We start from the raw sequence: 17373 nt of genomic DNA on the forward strand, positions 1-17373 counted from the left end.
GTCCGCGCTCGAAAGCGGAGGCATGGAGGCTCGAGGGCAGTAGGGACGGCTCTTGCCTCTCAACTCCGACGGAAACGTCGACTTCAATACCCACGTCATCACGGAATTCCGCACCAACGCCGGCGTACTCGGCGGCCCCTTCGAGGGATGGGTGCTTCTTCTTCTTACCACCACCGGCGCCCGGTCGGGCGGGGCGCACACCGTTCCGCTCGGCTTCGTCGAGGACGGCGACCGGCTGCTTGTCGTCGGTTCGGCCGGCGGCTCCGACCGTGACCCCGACTGGTACCGCAACATCCTGGTGAACCCGCGGGTCACCGTGGAGACCGGCACCGACACCTGGCAGGCCACCGCCGTCGCCGCGAGCGGCGCGGAGCGCGACGAGCTGTTCGCGCGGGTGGTGGCCGAGGCGCCCGGTTACGCGGACTACCAGCGGGCGACCGCCCGGACCATCCCGGTGGTCGCGCTCTACCGGATCCCGGAGAGCGACTACACCCCGCCGGACCGGCTCGACGCGCTCGCCGACGAGCTGGTCGGGATCCACGACTGGCTGCGCGGCGAACTCGCGGAGCTGCGCGCGGGCATCGGCGCCCGGGGCGGCCCCGGCGCCGAGGGTCTCACCGTCGAACTGCGCAGGCACTGCCTGACGTTCTGCTCGGCGATGGCGGTCCACCACGGGGGCGAGGACGCGGGCCTCTTCCCGTATCTGGCCCGTACCCACCCCCACAAGGCGGATGTCTTCGAGCGGCTGCGACGGGAGCACCGCACGGTCGCCCGCATCCTGGACGAGCTCCAGGCGCTGCTGTCGCCACTGGACGAGGTGGAACCGTCGGCGCTCCGGGCGGAGTTCGACCGGCTCCAGGCCGAGCTGGAGACCCATTTCGCCCATGAGGAGGAGCAGGTGATCCCGCTGCTGCGGTGAGTGCGGGGCCCCCTCCGGCGCTCGGAGCGTTGCCTTGACCCCGACGTCAAGGATTACGGTCGGGGACATGCGAATCGGCGAGCTTGCCGAGCGGGCCGGAACCACCACGCGGACTCTGCGGTACTACGAGTCCCGTGGTCTCCTGCCCGCCCGGCGGACGGTCAACGGCTACCGCACGTACGACGAGGACGACCTGCGGCTGCTCCAGCAGATCCGGACCCTGCAGGACTTCGGGTTCGAGCTGGAGGAGACCCGGCCGTTCGTCGAGTGTCTGCGCGCCGGCCACCCGGCCGGGGACGCGTGCCCCGCCTCGCTCGCGGTGTACCGGCGCAAGCTCGCCGAGCTGGACGGGCTCATCGACCAGCTGCAGGCGGTGCGCGCGCAGGTCGGCGCGGAACTCCTCAGGGCCGAGGCGGAGCTGCCCGCCGGCCCCGAACCCAAGTGTGAACTCGGAGGGTGAACGGATGATCCGAACAAAGGGCGTCGACGCGGTGACGGACGCGGACTTCGACGCGGAGGTGCTGGGCGCGGACCTCCCGGTCCTGGTGGAATTCACCGCGGACTGGTGCGGACCGTGCCGTCAGCTCGCCCCGGTCCTCAGCGCGGTCGCGCACGAGGAGCGGGACCGGCTGAAGGTGGTGCAGCTCGACGTCGACACCAACCCGGAGATCATGGCGCGCTACGGCGTGCTGTCGATGCCGACGCTCATGGTCTTCCGCACGGGCGAGCCCGTGAAGTCCATGGTCGGCGCCCGCCCCAAGCGGCGGCTGCTCCAGGAGCTGGAGGACGTGCTCGCCGACCGGGCCTGACCGGGCGTGGCGCGGCCCCACGGGGCCGCGCCCAGGGCCGTGCGCATAAAAAATCCCCGGATCCGAATTGACGGTCGGGGTATTTCTCTGCGTATATTAGTTGTTTCCATCTATGCGCGCACAAAGGCGCAGGGCGGAATCAACTAATGGCACTGTATCGCGTCAGGAGCTGAATTGTCAAGCGAGGAATTGCGGCGGGAACAGCAATTCGTCTCCCTCGTCCACGCGCGTCTCGACGCGCTCAGGGACGAGGCCGAATCCGCCGTCCGGACGTCGATCCAGCAGGTCGGGAACGGTCTTCAGGCCCGCGTGGAGCGGGATGTCGCCGTCATCGAGCACTCCGCCACGCTCGCCGCGCTGAACACCAACGATTCCGGACTCTGTTTCGGGCGCATCGACCGTCGAGACGGCGTCACCCATCACATCGGCCGAATTGGAATCCGGCGGGACGACGCCGAGCGGACACCCCTGCTCATCGACTGGCGTGCGCCCGTCGCGCGGCCTTTCTACCTCGCCACCGGATTCGAGCCGATGGGGCTGCGCAGAAGGCGCCACATCACCACCCAGGGCCGCACCGTCACCGCGCTGCACGACGAGATCATGGACCTCGACGACACGACCCGCACCGGATACGAGTCCCGGGACGCGGACGAGGTCCTGCTCGCCGCGCTGAGCACCGCCCGGACCGGTCGCATGGGCGACATCGTGCGCACCATCCAGGCCGAGCAGGACCGCGTCATCCGCGCCCCGCACCAGGGTGTCCTGGTCGTCGAGGGCGGACCGGGAACGGGGAAGACCGCCGTCGCCCTGCACCGCGCCGCCTATCTGCTGTACGCGCAGCGCGAGCTGCTGGCCCGCCGTGCCGTCCTCGTCGTCGGGCCCAACCCCGCTTTCCTCGGCTACATCGGCGAGGTGCTGCCCTCGCTCGGCGAGACCGGGGTGCTCCTCTCCACGGTCGGCGAACTGTTCCCCGGCGTGCACGCCACCGCCACCGACAGCCCCCGCGCCGCCGCCGTCAAGGGCCGCGCGGACATGGCGTCGACCCTCGCCGACGCCGTACGTGACCGGCAGCAGGTGCCCGAGCGGGGCTCCCCGCTGGTGATCCCGCACGACGACGGTGATCTGGTCCTGGACTGGGACATGGCCCTGGAGGCCCGGCACAAGGCGCGCGAGACGGGGCTCCCGCACAATCTCGCCCGCCCGTACTTCGCCTTCCGGATCATCGACGCACTGGCCGAGCAGCTGTCCGACCGGATCGGCGCCGACCCCTACGGCGGCCCCAACTTCCTCGGTCCCGACGACATCGCCCAGCTCGCCAAGGGCGTCGCCGCCAGCGCCGAGGTGCACGCGGCGATCGACTCGCTGTGGCCGGCGCTGACCCCCGAGGACTTCGTCGCCGACTTCCTCGAGGAACCGTCCCATCTGCCGGACGAGGACGCCGCGGCCATCCGCCGCACCGGCGGCCCGTGGACCGTCTCGGACGTTCCCCTGCTGGACGAGGCCGCCGAGCTCCTCGGCGAGGACGACTCCGCCGTCCGCGCCGCCCAGGAGGCCGAACGCCAGCAGCGGATCGCCTACGCCCAGGGCGTCCTCGACGTGTCGTACGCCTCCCGCACCTACGAGTTCGAGGACAAGGAGGAGCTCGACAAGGACGCCTCGGAGGTTCTCGCCGCGCACGACGTCATCGACGCCGAACGGTTCGCCGACCGTCATGAGGAGAGCGACCACCGCACCGCCGCCGAGCGCGCCGCCGCGGACCGGACCTGGGCCTTTGGGCACATCATCGTCGACGAGGCGCAGGAGTTGTCGCCGATGGCGTGGCGGCTGCTGATGCGCCGCATCCCCACCCGTTCGATGACCCTGGTCGGCGATCCGGCCCAGACCGGGGACGAGGCGGGGTGCGGCTCGTGGGAGCAGATCCTCCGCCCGTACGTCGAGGACCGCTGGGAACTCACCCGGCTCGGCGTCAACTACCGCACGCCCGCGGAGATCATGGAGTACGCCGCCGAGCGGCGCCGCGCCCATGATCCGGGGTTCGAGCCGCCGCGTTCCATCCGCTCGACGGGCGCCCGGCCGTGGGAGCGGACCCTCCCGCTCGGCGAGGTACCGGCACTCGCCCTCGAGGAGGCACCGAAGGAGGGCCGGCTCGCCGTGATCGCCCCGCGCGATCTGCACGCCGGGCTCGCGGACCTGGCGTCCGACGGGCCGTTGGACCTCTCCCGGCCCGTCGTACTGCTCGACCCGCGTGAGGCCAAGGGCCTGGAATTCGACACCGTGCTCGTCGTCGAACCGGACCGGATGCCCGTCAACGACCTCTATGTGGCACTGACCCGGGCCACCCAGCACCTCGGAATCGTCCGCGTCGCCCCGGCCGAAGCCGCCGCCCGCTAGCGCGGCAGTGATGACGGAGAGTGGCCCCGCGCACCGGCCGGTGCGCGGGGCCACTCATGTCAGGAAACCGTCACGCCGGCCGCAGCCACACCGTCGCCAGCGGCGGCAGCGTCAGCTCGATGCTCGACGACCGCCCGTGCGAGGCCACCGACTCCGCCTTCAGCGGGTCCGGGGACACCACGTCGCCGCCGCCGTAGCGGGCCGCGTCCGTGTTGAGCACCTCCGACCAGGCCTCCACTCCGTCCGGCACGCCCAGACGGTAGTGGTGGCGCACCACCGGCGAGAAGTTGCTCACCGCCAGCAGGGGAGCCCCCTCCATGTCGAAGCGGAGGAAGGCGAAGACGTTGTCCTCCACGGCGTCACCGGCCACCCAGGCGAACCCCTCGGGGACGGTGTCCCGCTGCCAGAGCGCGGGGGTCTTCGTGTACACGGTGTTCAGGTCGCGCACCAGGTCCCGCACGCCCCGGTGGTCCGCCTCCGCCGCGTACGACGGGTCGAGCAGCCACCAGTCCGGGCCGTGACCCTCCGACCACTCCGCCCCCTGGGCGAACTCCTGTCCCATGAAGAGGAGTTGCTTGCCGGGATGCGCCCACATGAAGCCCAGGTACGCACGGTGGTTGGCGCGCTGCTGCCACCAGTCACCGGGCATCTTGGACACCAGCGACCGCTTGCCGTGCACGACCTCGTCGTGCGAGATCGGCAGAACGTAGTTCTCGCTGTACGCGTACACCATCGAGAAGGTCATCTCGTGGTGGTGGTACTTGCGGTGCACCGGCTCCTTGGAGACATAGCCGAGCGAGTCGTGCATCCAGCCCATGTTCCACTTCATGCCGAAGCCGAGCCCGCCGAAGCCACCGGAACCGACCTGGTCGGTGGGGCGGGTCACGCCGTCCCAGGCCGTGGACTCCTCGGCGATCGTGACGACCCCCGGGCAGCGACGGTAGACCGTGGCGTTCATCTCCTGGAGGAAGGCGACCGCGTCCAGGTTCTCCCGGCCGCCGTGCTCGTTCGGCGACCAATCGCCCTCCTCGCGCGAGTAGTCGAGGTAGAGCATCGAGGCGACCGCGTCCACCCGCAGGCCGTCGATGTGGAACTCCTCGCACCAGTACACCGCGTTGGCGACGAGGAAGTTCCGGACCTCCTTGCGGCCGTAGTCGAATTCGAGGGTGCCCCAGTCCGGGTGCGCGGCCCGCTGCGGATCCGAGTGCTCGTACAGCGGGCGTCCGTCGAACTCCGCGAGCGCCCAGTCGTCACGCGGGAAGTGCGCCGGCACCCAGTCCATCAGGACCCCGATACCGGCCCTGTGCAGCGCGTCGATGAGGTACTTGAAGTCGTCCGGGGTGCCCATCCGGGACGTCGGCGCGTAGAAGCCGGTGACCTGGTAACCCCACGAGCCGCCGAACGGGTGCTCGGTGATCGGCATCAGCTCGACATGGGTGAAGCCCAGGTCCCGTACGTACGAGGGAAGCTGCTGCGCCAGCTGGCGGTAGGTCTGGCCCGGGCGCCACGACGGCAGATGCACCTCGTAGACGGAGATCGGCGACTCGTGGTGGGGACGCGCGCCGCGGCGTGCCATCCACTGGCCGTCCTCCCACTCGTGGTGCGAGTCCGTGACGATCGACGCGGTGGCCGGCGGCACCTCGGCGCGCCGGGCCATCGGGTCGGCGCGCAGCGTGTGCGAGCCGTCCGGCCGGGTGATGTCGTACTTGTAGAGCGCGCCGTCGCCCACGCCCGGCACGAACAGCTCCCACACCCCGGTCGCGCCCAGCGACCGCATCGGCAGCGAGGTGCCGTCCCAGCAGTTGAAGTCGCCGCTGACCCGCACGCCGCGCGCGTTGGGCGCCCAGACGGTGAACCGGGTCCCGCTCACACCCTCGTGGGCCATCGGCCGTGCGCCCAGCGCCGTCCACAGCTCCTCGTGCCGGCCCTCGCCGATCAGATGCAGATCGAGCTCCCCGAGCGCGGGCAGGAAGCGGTACGGGTCGCCGACCTCGATCTCGTCCTTTTCGTAACGCACCAGCAGCGTGTACTGGGGGACCTTGCGCAGCGGAAGCAGCGCGGCGAAGAACCCGTCGCCCTCGTCGAACAGCTCGGCCCGCAGCCCCTTGCCCACCACCGTGACCGCCTTGGCGTACGGCCGCAGCGTCCGGAACACCACCCCGCCGCGCACCGAGTGCGCGCCCAGCACGGCGTGCGGGTCGTAGTGCTCACCGGCGAGCAGCCGCGCCCGGTCCCCGAACTCGATGGGTGGCGCGAGCCGGGCGCCCCGCCCACCTCCCTTCCGGGGAGCGGGCGCCTTCGCCGGGGCCTTGGCCGACGTCTTGGCCGGCGCCTTGGCGGCTCGCTTCCTCTTGGCCGGTTCCGGTTCCGGTGCCGGTGCAGGTTCCGGCGACGTCGCGGGAGGCGGCAGGACGGGCGCGGAGGGCTGCTCGTCCGACACCTGGCGGGCAGGTTCGCGGGACGGGTGGCGGGCGGTCACGGGGGATGGCCTCCTTGGAGAGGTGATCGGAGAGAGGGGGATGCGCGGAGCGCGCGGCGGTCTCAGGAGCGGCCGGCGAGGCGGTGGATCGCCGCCATCGGCACCGGCAGCCAGTCGGGGCGGTGCCGTGCCTCGTACACGACCTCGTACACCGCCTTGTCGGTCTCGTAGGCGCGCAGCAGCGCCGGTTCGTCCCGGGGGTCGGTGCCGGACGCCTCGGCGTATCCGGCGCAGTAGGCCTCCCGGCAGCGCGCCGCCCACTCGGGGTTCCACGGGTGGTGCGTGCGGGCCGCGTAGTCGAAGGAACGCAGCATTCCGGCGACGTCGCGGACCGGCGGGTGGGGCCGGCGCCGCTCGGCCACAGGCTTGGCCGGTTCGCCCTCGAAGTCGATGACGGACCAGCTGCCGTCGGTGGCGCACAGGGTCTGGCCGAGGTGCAGATCGCCGTGCACCCGCTGGACGAACCCGGGCCCGGACTTGGCGGTGACCGCGGCGAACACCGCCCGCAGTCCGGGGACGTACGGCGTGAGCGCGGGCACGGCCTGCGCGGCCGCGTCCAGACGCTCGCCCATCGCCGCCACCAGCTGCTCGGTGCCGGCCTCGGTGAGACTTTCGGTGGGCAGCGCCTCGGCCAGCGCGGTGTGCACCTCGGCGGTGGCCCGCCCCAGCGCGTGCGCCTCCGCGGTGAATTCCCGCCCGGCGGTGAGCGCGTCGAGAGCGAGCCGCCATCCGTCCCGGGAATCTTGCAGATACGGCTGGAGCACACCCAGGGTGGTCGGCTCGGGCCCCTCTGCAGCCTCGAACCAGGCGACGGGCGCCGGCACCCGGCCGCAGCCCGCGCGGGCCAGCGCGAGCGGCAGTTCGAGGTCGGGGTTGGCGCCCGGCCCCACCCGGCGGAAGATCTTGAGGATGAACGCATCGCCGTACACCAGCGAGGTGTTGGACTGCTCCGCGTCCAGCACCCGTGGCGTGAGTCCCTCGGGGAGCTCGGTGGTGCGGGCGAACCGCAGCGGTCCGAGTGCGCCCGGTGTGCGCAGCCGCTCCAGGAGCAGCGCGGCGAGGCGCGGGTCGCGCAGCCCTTCGTAGATCGTGCGGCCGCTCAGCGGGCCCTCGTGGACCCGGCCGATCAACGCGGGCGCCAGCCTGGGCGGCAGCGCGGTGCGTACGCCCAGGAGGAGTTGGTAGCAGTCGGCCCCGGCTCGCGAGGGCGGCCCCGGCTGCTGGACCCGGACGAGCAGATGCAGCAGCCCCGGCCCCGCGCCGTCCACTGGCAGCAGCTCGGTGGCCGAGACGAGGGAGAAGCCGTTCACCGGCCGCCCCTTGCCCGCGAACCAGCGCTGCCGGGGCAGCCATTCATGCAGCAGCGGCGCGAGTGACGGGAGGAGGGCGGCCGGGGCCCGGGTGGTGGAAGCGGTCTCCGGCATGGCGTCGCGTCCTTTCCCCGGGCGCAGCTCGGAATGCGCAGAGTGTCCCGGATTGCGGCTTGACTGTCCGGCTGTGCGGGACGTGTCGGGCGGGGAAGGTCCGTATGGGCCCGACAAGACGGTCCGTATGGACCAGATGCGGTGTGCTGGTGACCCTGCCCAGGGAGAGGCGGTGGAAACCGCCCCACCCCGGGCATTCATGGTCAACTCGGCTTTGTCTCCCGGCGGAGACGGAACCAGTAGAAGCCGTGACCGGCAAGGGTCAGCAGATAGGGCCACTCGCCGATGGCGGGAAACCGCACTCCGCCGAGCAGTTCCACCGGGTGCAGTCCGTTGAAGGCCCGCAGATCCAGTTCGGTCGGCTGCGCGAACCGCGAGAAGTTGTTCACGCACAGCACCAGGTCGTCGCCGTACTCCCGGAGGAACGCGAGCACGGCCGGATTCGACGACGGGAGTTCCGTGTACGAGCCCAGACCGAAGGCCTTGTTCTGCTTGCGGATCTGGATCATCTGCCGGGACCAGTGCAGCAGCGACGACGGGGAGGCCATCGACGCCTCGACATTGGTGACCTGGTAGCCGTAGACCGGGTCCATGATGGTCGGCAGGTACAGCCGGCCCGGATCGCACGAGGAGAAGCCCGCGTTCCGGTCGGGTGTCCACTGCATCGGCGTCCGTACCGCGTCCCGGTCACCGAGCCAGATGTTGTCGCCCATGCCGATCTCGTCGCCGTAGTAGAGCACCGGCGAGCCGGGCAGCGACAGCAGGAGGGCGGTGAACAGCTCCATCTGGTTGCGGTCGTTGTCGAGCAGCGAGGCGAGTCGCCGCCGGATGCCGATGTTGGCCCGCATCCTCGGGTCCTTGGCGTACTCCGCGTACATGTAGTCGCGTTCTTCGTCCGTGACCATCTCGAGCGTCAGCTCGTCGTGGTTGCGCAGGAAGATGCCCCACTGACAGTTGGCCGGAATCTCCGGGGTCTTCGCCAGGATCTCCGAGACCGGGTAGCGGGATTCACGCCGGACGGCCATGAAGATCCGTGGCATCACCGGGAAGTGGAACGCCATGTGGCACTCGTCGCCGCCGGAGGCGAAGTCGCCGAAGTAGTCGACCACGTCCTCCGGCCACTGGTTCGCCTCGGCCAGCAGCACGGTGTCCGGGTAGTGGGCGTCGATCTCCTTGCGGACCCGCTTCAGGAAGGCGTGCGCGGCGGGGAGGTTCTCGCAGTTCGTCCCCTCCTCCTGGTAGAGGTACGGCACCGCGTCCAGCCGGAAGCCGTCGATGCCCAGGTCCAGCCAGAAGCGCAGCGCGGAGAGGATCTCCTCCTGGACCGCCGGGTTCTCGTAGTTCAGGTCGGGCTGGTGCGAGAAGAACCGGTGCCAGAAGTACTGCTTGCGGATCGGGTCGAAGGTCCAGTTGGACGTCTCCGTGTCGACGAAGATGATCCGGGCGTCCGCGTACTGCTTGTCGTCGTCGGCCCAGACGTAGTAGTCGCCGTAGGGCCCGTCCGGGTTGGCCCGGGACTCCTGGAACCACGGGTGCTGGTCGCTGGTGTGGTTCATCACGAAGTCGATGATCACCCGCATACCGCGCTGGTGCGCCGCGTCCACGAACTCCACGAAGTCGGCGAGATCGCCGAACTCGGGCAGCACGGCGGTGTAGTCGGAGACGTCGTAACCGCCGTCTCGCAGAGGGGACTTGAAGAACGGCGGCAGCCAGAGGCAGTCCACGCCCAGCCACTGGAGATAGTCCAGCTTGGCGGTGATGCCCTTGAGGTCGCCCACCCCGTCGCCATTACTGTCCTGGAAGGACCGGACCAGGACCTCGTAGAAGACGGCTCGTTTGAACCAGTCCGGGTCGCGGTCCTTGGCGGGGGTGTCCTCGAAAGTGTCGGGGACGGGTTCGTTGACGATCATGATGTGGGTGACCCTCCGATCGGCGGGGACGGTCGCAGGGCGCTGTACTCGTCCGGTGCCGCGACGTCCGCGGCTTCCGCCGCACGGCTTCCGGACCCCCGGATGACGAGGATGTGCGCGGGCGTGACGCCCGGCTCCAGGCGCACATAGTTGGCCCTGCCCCAGTGATAGGTCTCGCCGGTGAGCTCGTCGCGCACCGGAACGGTCTCGTGCCCCTGAAGTCCTTCCAGGCCGAGTTCCGGCATGTCCAACGAGACCGTGGCCTCCTGGGTGTGGTGCGGGTCGAGGTTGACGACCACCAGAACGGTGTTCGAACCCGACCGCTTGCTGTAGGCGATCACCGCGTCGTTGTCCACGTGGTGGAAACGGAGGGTCCGCAGGGTCCGCAGGGCGGGGTGGCGGCGCCTGATCCGGTTGAGCGCGGTGATCAGCGGCGTGATCGTGCGGCCCTCGCGCTCGGCGGACTCCCAGTCCCGCGGGCGCAGTTCGTACTTCTCCGAGTTCAGGTACTCCTCGCTGCCCTCCCGCACAGGGGTGTTCTCACAGAGCTCGAAGCCCGCGTACACGCCCCAGGTCGGGGAGAGGGTCGCGGCGAGCACCGACCGCACCTCGAAGGCGGGCCGGCCGCCGTGCTGGAGGTAGGCGTGCAGGATGTCGGGCGTGTTCACGAAGAAGTTGGGCCGCATGTAGGCGGCGGCGTCCCCGGACAGTTCGGTGAGGTACTCGGTCAGCTCGTGCTTGGTGGTGCGCCAGGTGAAGTAGGTGTACGACTGCTGGAACCCGACCGCGCCGAGGGTATGCATCATCGCCGGCCGGGTGAATGCCTCGGCCAGGAAAATCACGTCGGGGTCGGTCCGGTTGATCTCCCCGAGCACCTTCTCCCAGAAGACGACCGGTTTCGTGTGGGGATTGTCCACACGGAAGATGCGTACCCCGTGGTCCATCCAGTACCGCAGAATGCGTACGGTCTCATGAACGATTCCGGCCAGATCCTTGTCGAAGGCGATCGGATAGATGTCCTGGTACTTCTTCGGTGGATTCTCGGCGTAGGCGATGCTGCCGTCGGCGCGATGGTGGAACCACTCCGGGTGCTTCTCCACCCACGGGTGATCGGGCGAGCACTGGAGCGCGAAGTCCAGGGCGATCTCCAGCCGCAGTTCGCGGGCCCTGGCCACGAAGGCGTCGAAGTCCTCGATGGTGCCGAGGGCCGGGTGGATCGCGTCGTGGCCGCCCTCGGGCGAGCCGATGGCCCACGGCACGCCGACATCATGCCGTCCGGGCTTCAGTGAATTGTTGGGTCCCTTGCGGTGGGTGGTGCCAATGGGGTGAATGGGTGGGAGATAGACGACGTCGAAGCCCATCGCGGCAATGGCCGGCAACCGCTCGGCGGCCGTACGGAAAGTCCCCGAGACCGGGCCGCCCCGCTTGCGCAGCCGGGCGCCCTCGGAGCGGGGGAAGAACTCGTACCAGGAACCGAACAGCGCCCGCTCCCGTTCCACGAGCAGCGGCAGAGAAGGGCTCGAACTGACCAGTTCGCGCAGCGGATGACGCGTCAGGGCCTCGGTGACCTGCGGCGCGAGGGCGGCCGCGAGCCTCGCGGCGGCCGGCCGCCGCTCGTCGCGCAGCGCGTCCACGGCGGCCAGGACGGCCTCGCGGCCGTCCTTCTTCGGGACCCCCGCGGCGGCGCGCTCATGGAGTTCGGCGCCCTCGGCGAGCACCAGCTCGGAGTCGATCCCGGCCGGGATCTTGATCCCGGCGTGATGGCGCCAAGTGGCCACCGGATCGCTCCAGGCCTCGACCGTGTACGTCCAGTGGCCGGGGGCGTCCGGGGTGACGTCGGCACCCCAGCGGTCGGTGCCGGGGGCCAGTTCCCGCATGGGTGTCCAGGGCCCGGGGCGGCCCGAGGGATCGCACAGGACGACATTGGCGGCGACCGCGTCATGGCCCTCACGGAAAACGGTGGCGGTGACCTGGAACGTTTCTCCGGCCACCGCCTTGGCGGGCCTTCGCCCGCAGTCCACCAGGGGGCGGACGTCGAGCACGGGAATGCGACCAATCAGCGACTTCACGGCATCACCTGGGGTTGCTCAAAGGGGTGCGGGTGCGCTCTTTGTAGCTGCTCCGTCGACGTATGGCGGGCTGCGGGCATGGCCGCTCCTGTCCGCGTTCACTCGGATAGCGGGTCTACGGCGTGCACTCGGGTGTGCGTACCGGGTGAGCCTTCCCACAGTTTTCGGGTGGGCAATCCGGTGCTGTGTTAACTACTAGGGCGTAGGGGAGCGCACAAGACGATCGGACCGCGGGCGGCGGGTTTTCGGCGGGGCGTCCGGAAATCGCTCCGAACAAAAGTCCGGCCCCGCTTGAGTGTGGCGGGGCCGGACGACGGTGGACCGAATTCAGCCTTGCGGTTGCGCGTCCCTCTCCTCCGTGTCGCTGCCCCACACCTGCCACGGCTGCCGCGTCACCCATTCCTCCACGGGCGCGGGCCGCACCGACAGGACGCCCGCCGAGACGCCGTCGTCACCCGCCAGCAGCAGCGGGTCCGCGCCCGTCGCCATGTAGTGGTAGATCCCCGCGACGCCGGCCGCGGCCTCCGCGCCGAGCAGTTGGGCCAGCCCCTTTTCGAACGCCTCCGGTGCCAGCGGGAGATACCGCACCTCCCGGCCCAGCCCCCGGGAGAACGCCTCCGCGAGGTCCGTCCCGGTCAGGGAGCGCGCGCCTCCGATGTCGAACGTACGGCCGTCGAGACCGTCACCCGTCAGCGCCGCGTACACCGCCTCCGCCAGGTCGCGGTGGGAGAGCCAGGCCGTCGGGGCGCTCGCCGGCAGCGGATAGGCGAGGACGCCCTCGTTGACCAGGGCGGGACCGTTCCACGGGCTGAAGAGGTTGTCCAGGTAGACCGGCGGCCGCACCACCACGAGCGGAACGCCGCTCTCCCGGAGGACCTCCTCGGCGATCCGCCGCGTCTCGAACGCGGTGATCCGGGTCCGCTCCTGCGGGATCCGGGTGTTGGCGTTGTACACGAGCCGCAGGATCCCCGCGTCGGCCGCCGCCCGCGCGATGTTCCGGGCGTACCGGCGCACCCGCTCGGGGTCGTACACCAGCGGCATCGTCACCATGGCGTGCGTCGCGCCCTCGAAGAGCCGCCGGACGTCCGCCGCGTCGGTCAGGTCACCCGCGACGAAGGAGACGCCCGGCAGCGGCGGCCGGTCACCGTCCGGCCGCCGGGTCAGCGTACGGATCCGGTGGTGCCGCTCGGCCAGCAGACGGGCCACGGCCCCGCCCTGGAAACCGGTCGCTCCCACGACCGCCACGCGCATCGGAATGTGATCGGACATGTGTCTGAAGTGCCCTTCGATAGGGTGTGACTGCTGCCGTCAACGGCTTTCTCAGATTGGCGGCGGCGGCTTTGGCCGATCAATTAACAAACCGGGGCGGAAGTTGAAGGATCGTCCATGGACACCGTGGGTACCGAAAGCGACGACCTCCTCAGTGAGCTGCTGAAGCCGCTCCGACTCACCGGAGTCTTCGACAGCCGTTGGCACGTCAGCGCCCCCTGGGCCATCGAGGGAGACGCCGAACAGAGCTGCGCCGTCCTCCACTACATCGTCGAGGGCGGCTGCTGGATCACAGGAGAGGAGCAGACCCCGCTCGAACTGCGGGCCGGCGACCTGATCGTCTTTCCCACCGGCACCGCGCACCGGCTTTCCGACCGCCCCGACCGCCAGGGCGTACCCCTGAAGGCCGTGCTGCCGGAGCGTCAGCCCGGCACCTCCGGCGAGATCCGGATCGAGGGCACCGGCCCGCAGAGCCGGCTGCTCTGCGCCGGCCTGCACTACGACGCCAGCGCCGCCACAGGTCTCTACCAGGCGCTGCCCTGGGCGCTCGTCCTGGACGGCTCCCAGGTCGACCGTGAGCCGCTGCTGCGCGACACACTGCGCCTGCTGGCGTCGCCGGACCGGCCGATCGGGCCCGGGGACCGGCTCATCACGCTGCGCGCCTTCGAGATGGCGCTGGTGCTCGCCCTGCGGCCGCTGCTGCGGGAGTTCACCGACAACCCGGCCTCGCTGCCCGTCCTGCGGCACCCGGGGATCAGCCGGGCGCTGGTGATGATCGCGACCCGGTTCGCCGAGCCGTGGACCATCGACTCGCTCGCCAAGGAGGTCGGGATGTCCCGCTCCGCCTTCACCGCCGCTTTCCGGGAACTCGTCGGCGAGGCGCCGGCCCGCCATCTGACCGGCCGCCGGATGCAGGAGGCGGCGCGGCTGCTGGGGGAGACCTCGCTGCCCCAGTCGGCGGTGCCGCAGCGCGTCGGCTACCAGAGCTCGGTCGGTTTCCATCTCGCGTTCCGCAAATGGTTCGGCAAGACACCGGGCGAGTACCGCACGAGCGTCGCCAGCGCAGCCTGATCCGGCGAAACGGAATATGCCCCGGCGCGCCGTCTTGACCTGGACTGGCCGGTTCTTAAGGACCAGTGGACGGACGTTCATTGCCGCAGGTGGGTACGGGAGGAGAGGCTCGGCTCGGGGCGTGGCCGTACGGATGAGGAGAACTGGTGACGAGGTCCGGTCGGGATTATCTGGAGTCGCTGCGCGACGGGCGGGAGGTATGGCTCGACGGGGAGCGGATCAAGGACGTCACACGGCACCCCGCGTTCCGCAACACCGCCGCGTCGATCGCCCATCTGTACGACCTGGCGCACGACTCCGAGCACACACCGGTGCTGACCCAGGGAGGGGTCCACCGCGCGTTCGCCGTTCCGCGCTCGTACCAGGACCTGGTCTCCCGCAGGGCCGCCTACAAGGTGTGGGCGGAGGCCAGTTTCGGCTTCCTGGGACGCACCCCCGACTACATGGCGGGCGCGGCGGCCGGCTTCGCCGCGGTGCCCCAGGTCTTCACCACCGACGCGTTCGACGGCGCCGGCAACGCCCTCGCCTACCACCGGCGGCTCGCCGAGGGCGATCTGTACCCGACGTTCACCATCACCAACCCGCAGATCGACCGGACCAAATCGGCCTCCGAGCAGGAGGAGGACGATCTGATCGTCCGGGTGGTCGCCGAGAAGGACGGCGGGATCGTGGTGCGCGGCGCCAAGATGATCGGCACCGCCGCCGTCTTCGGCAACGAGGTGATCGTCGGCACCATCGAACCGCTCGCCCCGCAGGACATCGAGCACGCGGTCTGCTTCTCGCTGCCGATCGACACCCCGGGGCTGAAGCTCATCTCCCGGACGTCGTACGAGGCGCAGGCCCGCAGCGTCTTCGACAACCCGCTCTCCTCGCGTTTCGACGAGAACGACGCGCTGCTCGTCTGCGACGACGTCTTCGTCCCCTGGGAGAACGTCCTCGCCTACCGCAATGTCGACGTGTCCTTCCGGATGTGGTGGCAGACGCCCGCCTATCTGAACTTCGTGCACCAGGCGGCCACCCGCTTCTGGACCAAGCTCGAATTCCTCACCGGCATAGCGATCCTGCTGACCAAGGCGAACAACACCTACCAACTGCCGCCCGTCACCCAGGCCATCGGCCGTCTCCTCGGCAAGGTCGCCCAGGCCAAGGCCTTCGTCCTGGCGGCCGAGGCGTCCTGCCGGCAGGTCGACGGCGGACACGGCGGCGTCATGCCCGGCAAGGACATCTCCTTCGCCCAGCGCATCATGGCCGGCGAGATCTACCCGCAGGCCGTCCAGGAGATCAAGCTCCTGGCCGGCGGCGGCGTCATCCAGCTGCCCGCGTCCGGCGACGACCTGCTCCACCCCGAGCTCGGCCCGCTGATCAGGAAGTACATCCGCTCGCCCGGGACCCCGGCCGAGAACCGCGTCAAGCTCCTCAAGCTGGCCTGGGACGCGCTCGGTTCGGAGTTCGCGGGCCGCCACGAGCAGTACGAGCGCTTCTACCACGGAGCCCCGCACATCTATCTGATGCAGCAGGCCTGGGAGGGGGAGGGCGCGCACTGCGAGAGCCTCGCCCAGGCGTGCCTCGACGGTTACAGCCTGGGGCCGGGCCGGTGACCACGGTCTCCCCGCGCGCGGCCCTCGGGCTGCTCGCCTCCACCCAGCTTTTGCTGATCATGGACACCGCGATCATCAATGTCGCGCTGCCCTCGATCGGCGACGACCTCGGCTCGGGTTCGGCGGGACTGTCCTGGGTGGCCAACGCCTACCTGATCACCTTCGGCGGGCTGCTGCTCCTCGGCGGGCGCACCGCCGATCTGCTGGGCCACCGGCGGCTGTTCGTCGCCGGACTCACGCTGCTCGGCGCCGCGTCCGCCGCCGGCGGCCTCGCGACCGGCGCCGGTGTGCTGGTCGCCGCCCGCGCCGTACAGGGCGTCGGAGCGGCACTGGCCGGCGCCGCCGCCTTCGCGCTGCTGCTGAGGCTCTTCCCCGACGGCCCCGCCCGGCACAAGGCACTCGGCGCGTTCGCCGCCATGGGCGGACTCGGCGGTGTCGTCGGCACCGTCCTCGGCGGCATCCTCACCGACGTCCTCGGCTGGCGTTCCACCTTCTGGCTCAATGTGCTGGTCGGGCTGCTCCTCGCCGCCCTGGCGCTGCGCGTACTCGACGGGGGGACGCGCTCCACGGAGCCCGGCTTCGACCTCGCCGGGGCGCTCACCGCCACCGCGGGCCTCGGGTCGGTCGCCTACGCCCTGGTCGGCGCGGGCGAGTCCGGCTGGACCGGCACCCGGACGCTCGCCACGGGCGCCGCCGGACTCGTCCTGCTCGCCGTCTTCGCCGTGGTGGAGACCAGGACCGCCCGGCCCCTGGTGCCGCCCGAGGTCCTCAAGCGGCCCGCGCTGCGCCTGGCCAATGTCCTCAGCGCGCTCGCCCAGATGGCGCTGTTCCCGATGTTCTTCCTGGTCAGCCTCTATCTGCAGAGCGTGCTCGGCCACTCCCCGCTGGCCGGCGGCCTCGGCCTGCTTCCGCTGTCCCTGGTCGTCGTCGCCGTCGCGCCCCAGACGGGCCGGATCATCCACCGGCTCGGTCTCACCCGGACCATGACCCTCGGTTTCGGGCTGCTCTTCGCCGGCACCCTCTGGCTGGCCCTCGCCCTCCGCGCCGACGGCACCTTCTTCACCACAGTCCTCGCACCCAGCCTCGTGCTGGGCGCCGCCCTGCCGTTGGTCATGGTCACCACCAATGTGGCCGCCACGGCGGAAGCCACCGCCGAGGAGACCGGACTCGCCTCCGGACTCGTCAACACCAGCCAGCAGTTCGGCTCGGTGCTCGGCCTGGCCGTTCTGGTGGCCGTAGCCACCTCCCGTACCGAGACCGCCGGAGCGGTCGCCGAGACCACCGGCTACAGGACGGCGCTGCTGGTCGGCGCCGCCTTCGCCGGGGCGGCCGCCCTACTCTCCGTACGGCTTCGCCTGCCCCGGCCCGCGACGGCGCCACCGCGCCCGGACCGGGTGGGCGACCCGCGGTAACCGCTGAGCGGACCGCATCCAC

General features: G+C 70.6%; 12 protein-coding genes. 7 read left to right on the top strand and 5 right to left on the bottom strand.

The genetic code is table 11. The features are described 5' to 3' along the window. The first annotated feature begins 52 nt into the window (after positions 1 to 52). The 4 genes from ACZ5VC_RS08660 (at position 53) to ACZ5VC_RS08675 (ending at position 4119) form a co-directional block, all read left to right on the top strand. A complete protein-coding gene (locus ACZ5VC_RS08660) occupies positions 53 to 919 on the top strand; it encodes a nitroreductase/quinone reductase family protein (protein WP_469119348.1) in 867 nt (288 codons plus the stop codon). A 67-nt stretch (positions 920 to 986) separates the two neighbouring features. After that, a complete protein-coding gene (locus tag ACZ5VC_RS08665) occupies positions 987 to 1379 on the top strand; it encodes a MerR family transcriptional regulator (RefSeq protein ID WP_468706889.1) in 393 nt (130 codons plus the stop codon). A 4-nt stretch (positions 1380 to 1383) separates the two neighbouring features. Then, positions 1384 to 1728: a thioredoxin gene (gene trxA, locus ACZ5VC_RS08670; RefSeq protein WP_469119349.1), complete on the top strand. Its 345-nt coding sequence runs from the start codon at positions 1384 to 1386 to the stop codon at positions 1726 to 1728. 174 nt (positions 1729 to 1902) lie between these two features. Beyond that, positions 1903 to 4119 carry a HelD family protein gene (locus ACZ5VC_RS08675; protein ID WP_469119350.1) on the top strand — a complete coding sequence of 739 codons (2217 nt, stop codon included), beginning with the start codon at positions 1903 to 1905 and terminating at the stop codon, positions 4117 to 4119. 70 nt (positions 4120 to 4189) lie between these two features. Here the strand turns inward: ACZ5VC_RS08675 and glgB are convergent, their stop codons facing one another. The 5 genes from glgB to ACZ5VC_RS08700 form a co-directional block, all read right to left on the bottom strand. Further along, positions 4190 to 6598 carry a 1,4-alpha-glucan branching enzyme gene (gene glgB, locus ACZ5VC_RS08680; protein WP_469119351.1) on the bottom strand — a complete coding sequence of 803 codons (2409 nt, stop codon included), beginning with the start codon at positions 6596 to 6598 and terminating at the stop codon, positions 4190 to 4192. A gap of 62 nt (positions 6599 to 6660) precedes the next feature. After that, a complete protein-coding gene (locus ACZ5VC_RS08685) occupies positions 6661 to 8022 on the bottom strand; it encodes a maltokinase N-terminal cap-like domain-containing protein (RefSeq protein ID WP_469119352.1) in 1362 nt (453 codons plus the stop codon). A 203-nt stretch (positions 8023 to 8225) separates the two neighbouring features. Continuing rightward, positions 8226 to 9932: a maltose alpha-D-glucosyltransferase gene (gene treS, locus ACZ5VC_RS08690; RefSeq protein ID WP_469119353.1), complete on the bottom strand. Its 1707-nt coding sequence runs from the start codon at positions 9930 to 9932 to the stop codon at positions 8226 to 8228. Next, a complete protein-coding gene (locus tag ACZ5VC_RS08695; protein ID WP_469119594.1) occupies positions 9929 to 11992 on the bottom strand; it encodes an alpha-1,4-glucan--maltose-1-phosphate maltosyltransferase in 2064 nt (687 codons plus the stop codon). The genes treS and ACZ5VC_RS08695 overlap by 4 nt, the downstream gene beginning before the upstream one ends. A 336-nt stretch (positions 11993 to 12328) precedes the next feature. Continuing rightward, entirely contained in the window at positions 12329 to 13270 is a 942-nt protein-coding gene (locus ACZ5VC_RS08700; protein ID WP_469119354.1) for an SDR family oxidoreductase, read from the bottom strand. Between the two features lie 117 nt (positions 13271 to 13387). Here ACZ5VC_RS08700 and ACZ5VC_RS08705 point away from each other — a divergent pair, with 117 nt between their 5' ends. From ACZ5VC_RS08705 to ACZ5VC_RS08715, 3 genes are all read left to right on the top strand, one after another. After that, the gene (locus ACZ5VC_RS08705) at positions 13388 to 14341 is read left to right on the top strand and encodes an AraC family transcriptional regulator (RefSeq protein WP_469119355.1); all 954 of its coding nucleotides are present in this window, start codon (positions 13388 to 13390) and stop codon (positions 14339 to 14341) included. A gap of 146 nt (positions 14342 to 14487) precedes the next feature. Next, entirely contained in the window at positions 14488 to 15939 is a 1452-nt protein-coding gene (locus ACZ5VC_RS08710) for a 4-hydroxyphenylacetate 3-hydroxylase family protein (protein ID WP_469119356.1), read from the top strand. After that, entirely contained in the window at positions 15936 to 17351 is a 1416-nt protein-coding gene (locus tag ACZ5VC_RS08715) for an MFS transporter (protein ID WP_469119357.1), read from the top strand. The genes ACZ5VC_RS08710 and ACZ5VC_RS08715 overlap by 4 nt, the downstream gene beginning before the upstream one ends. The last annotated feature ends 22 nt before the right edge of the window (positions 17352 to 17373 follow it).

It is taken from the genome of Streptomyces sp. NPDC033174, assembly GCF_055577795.1.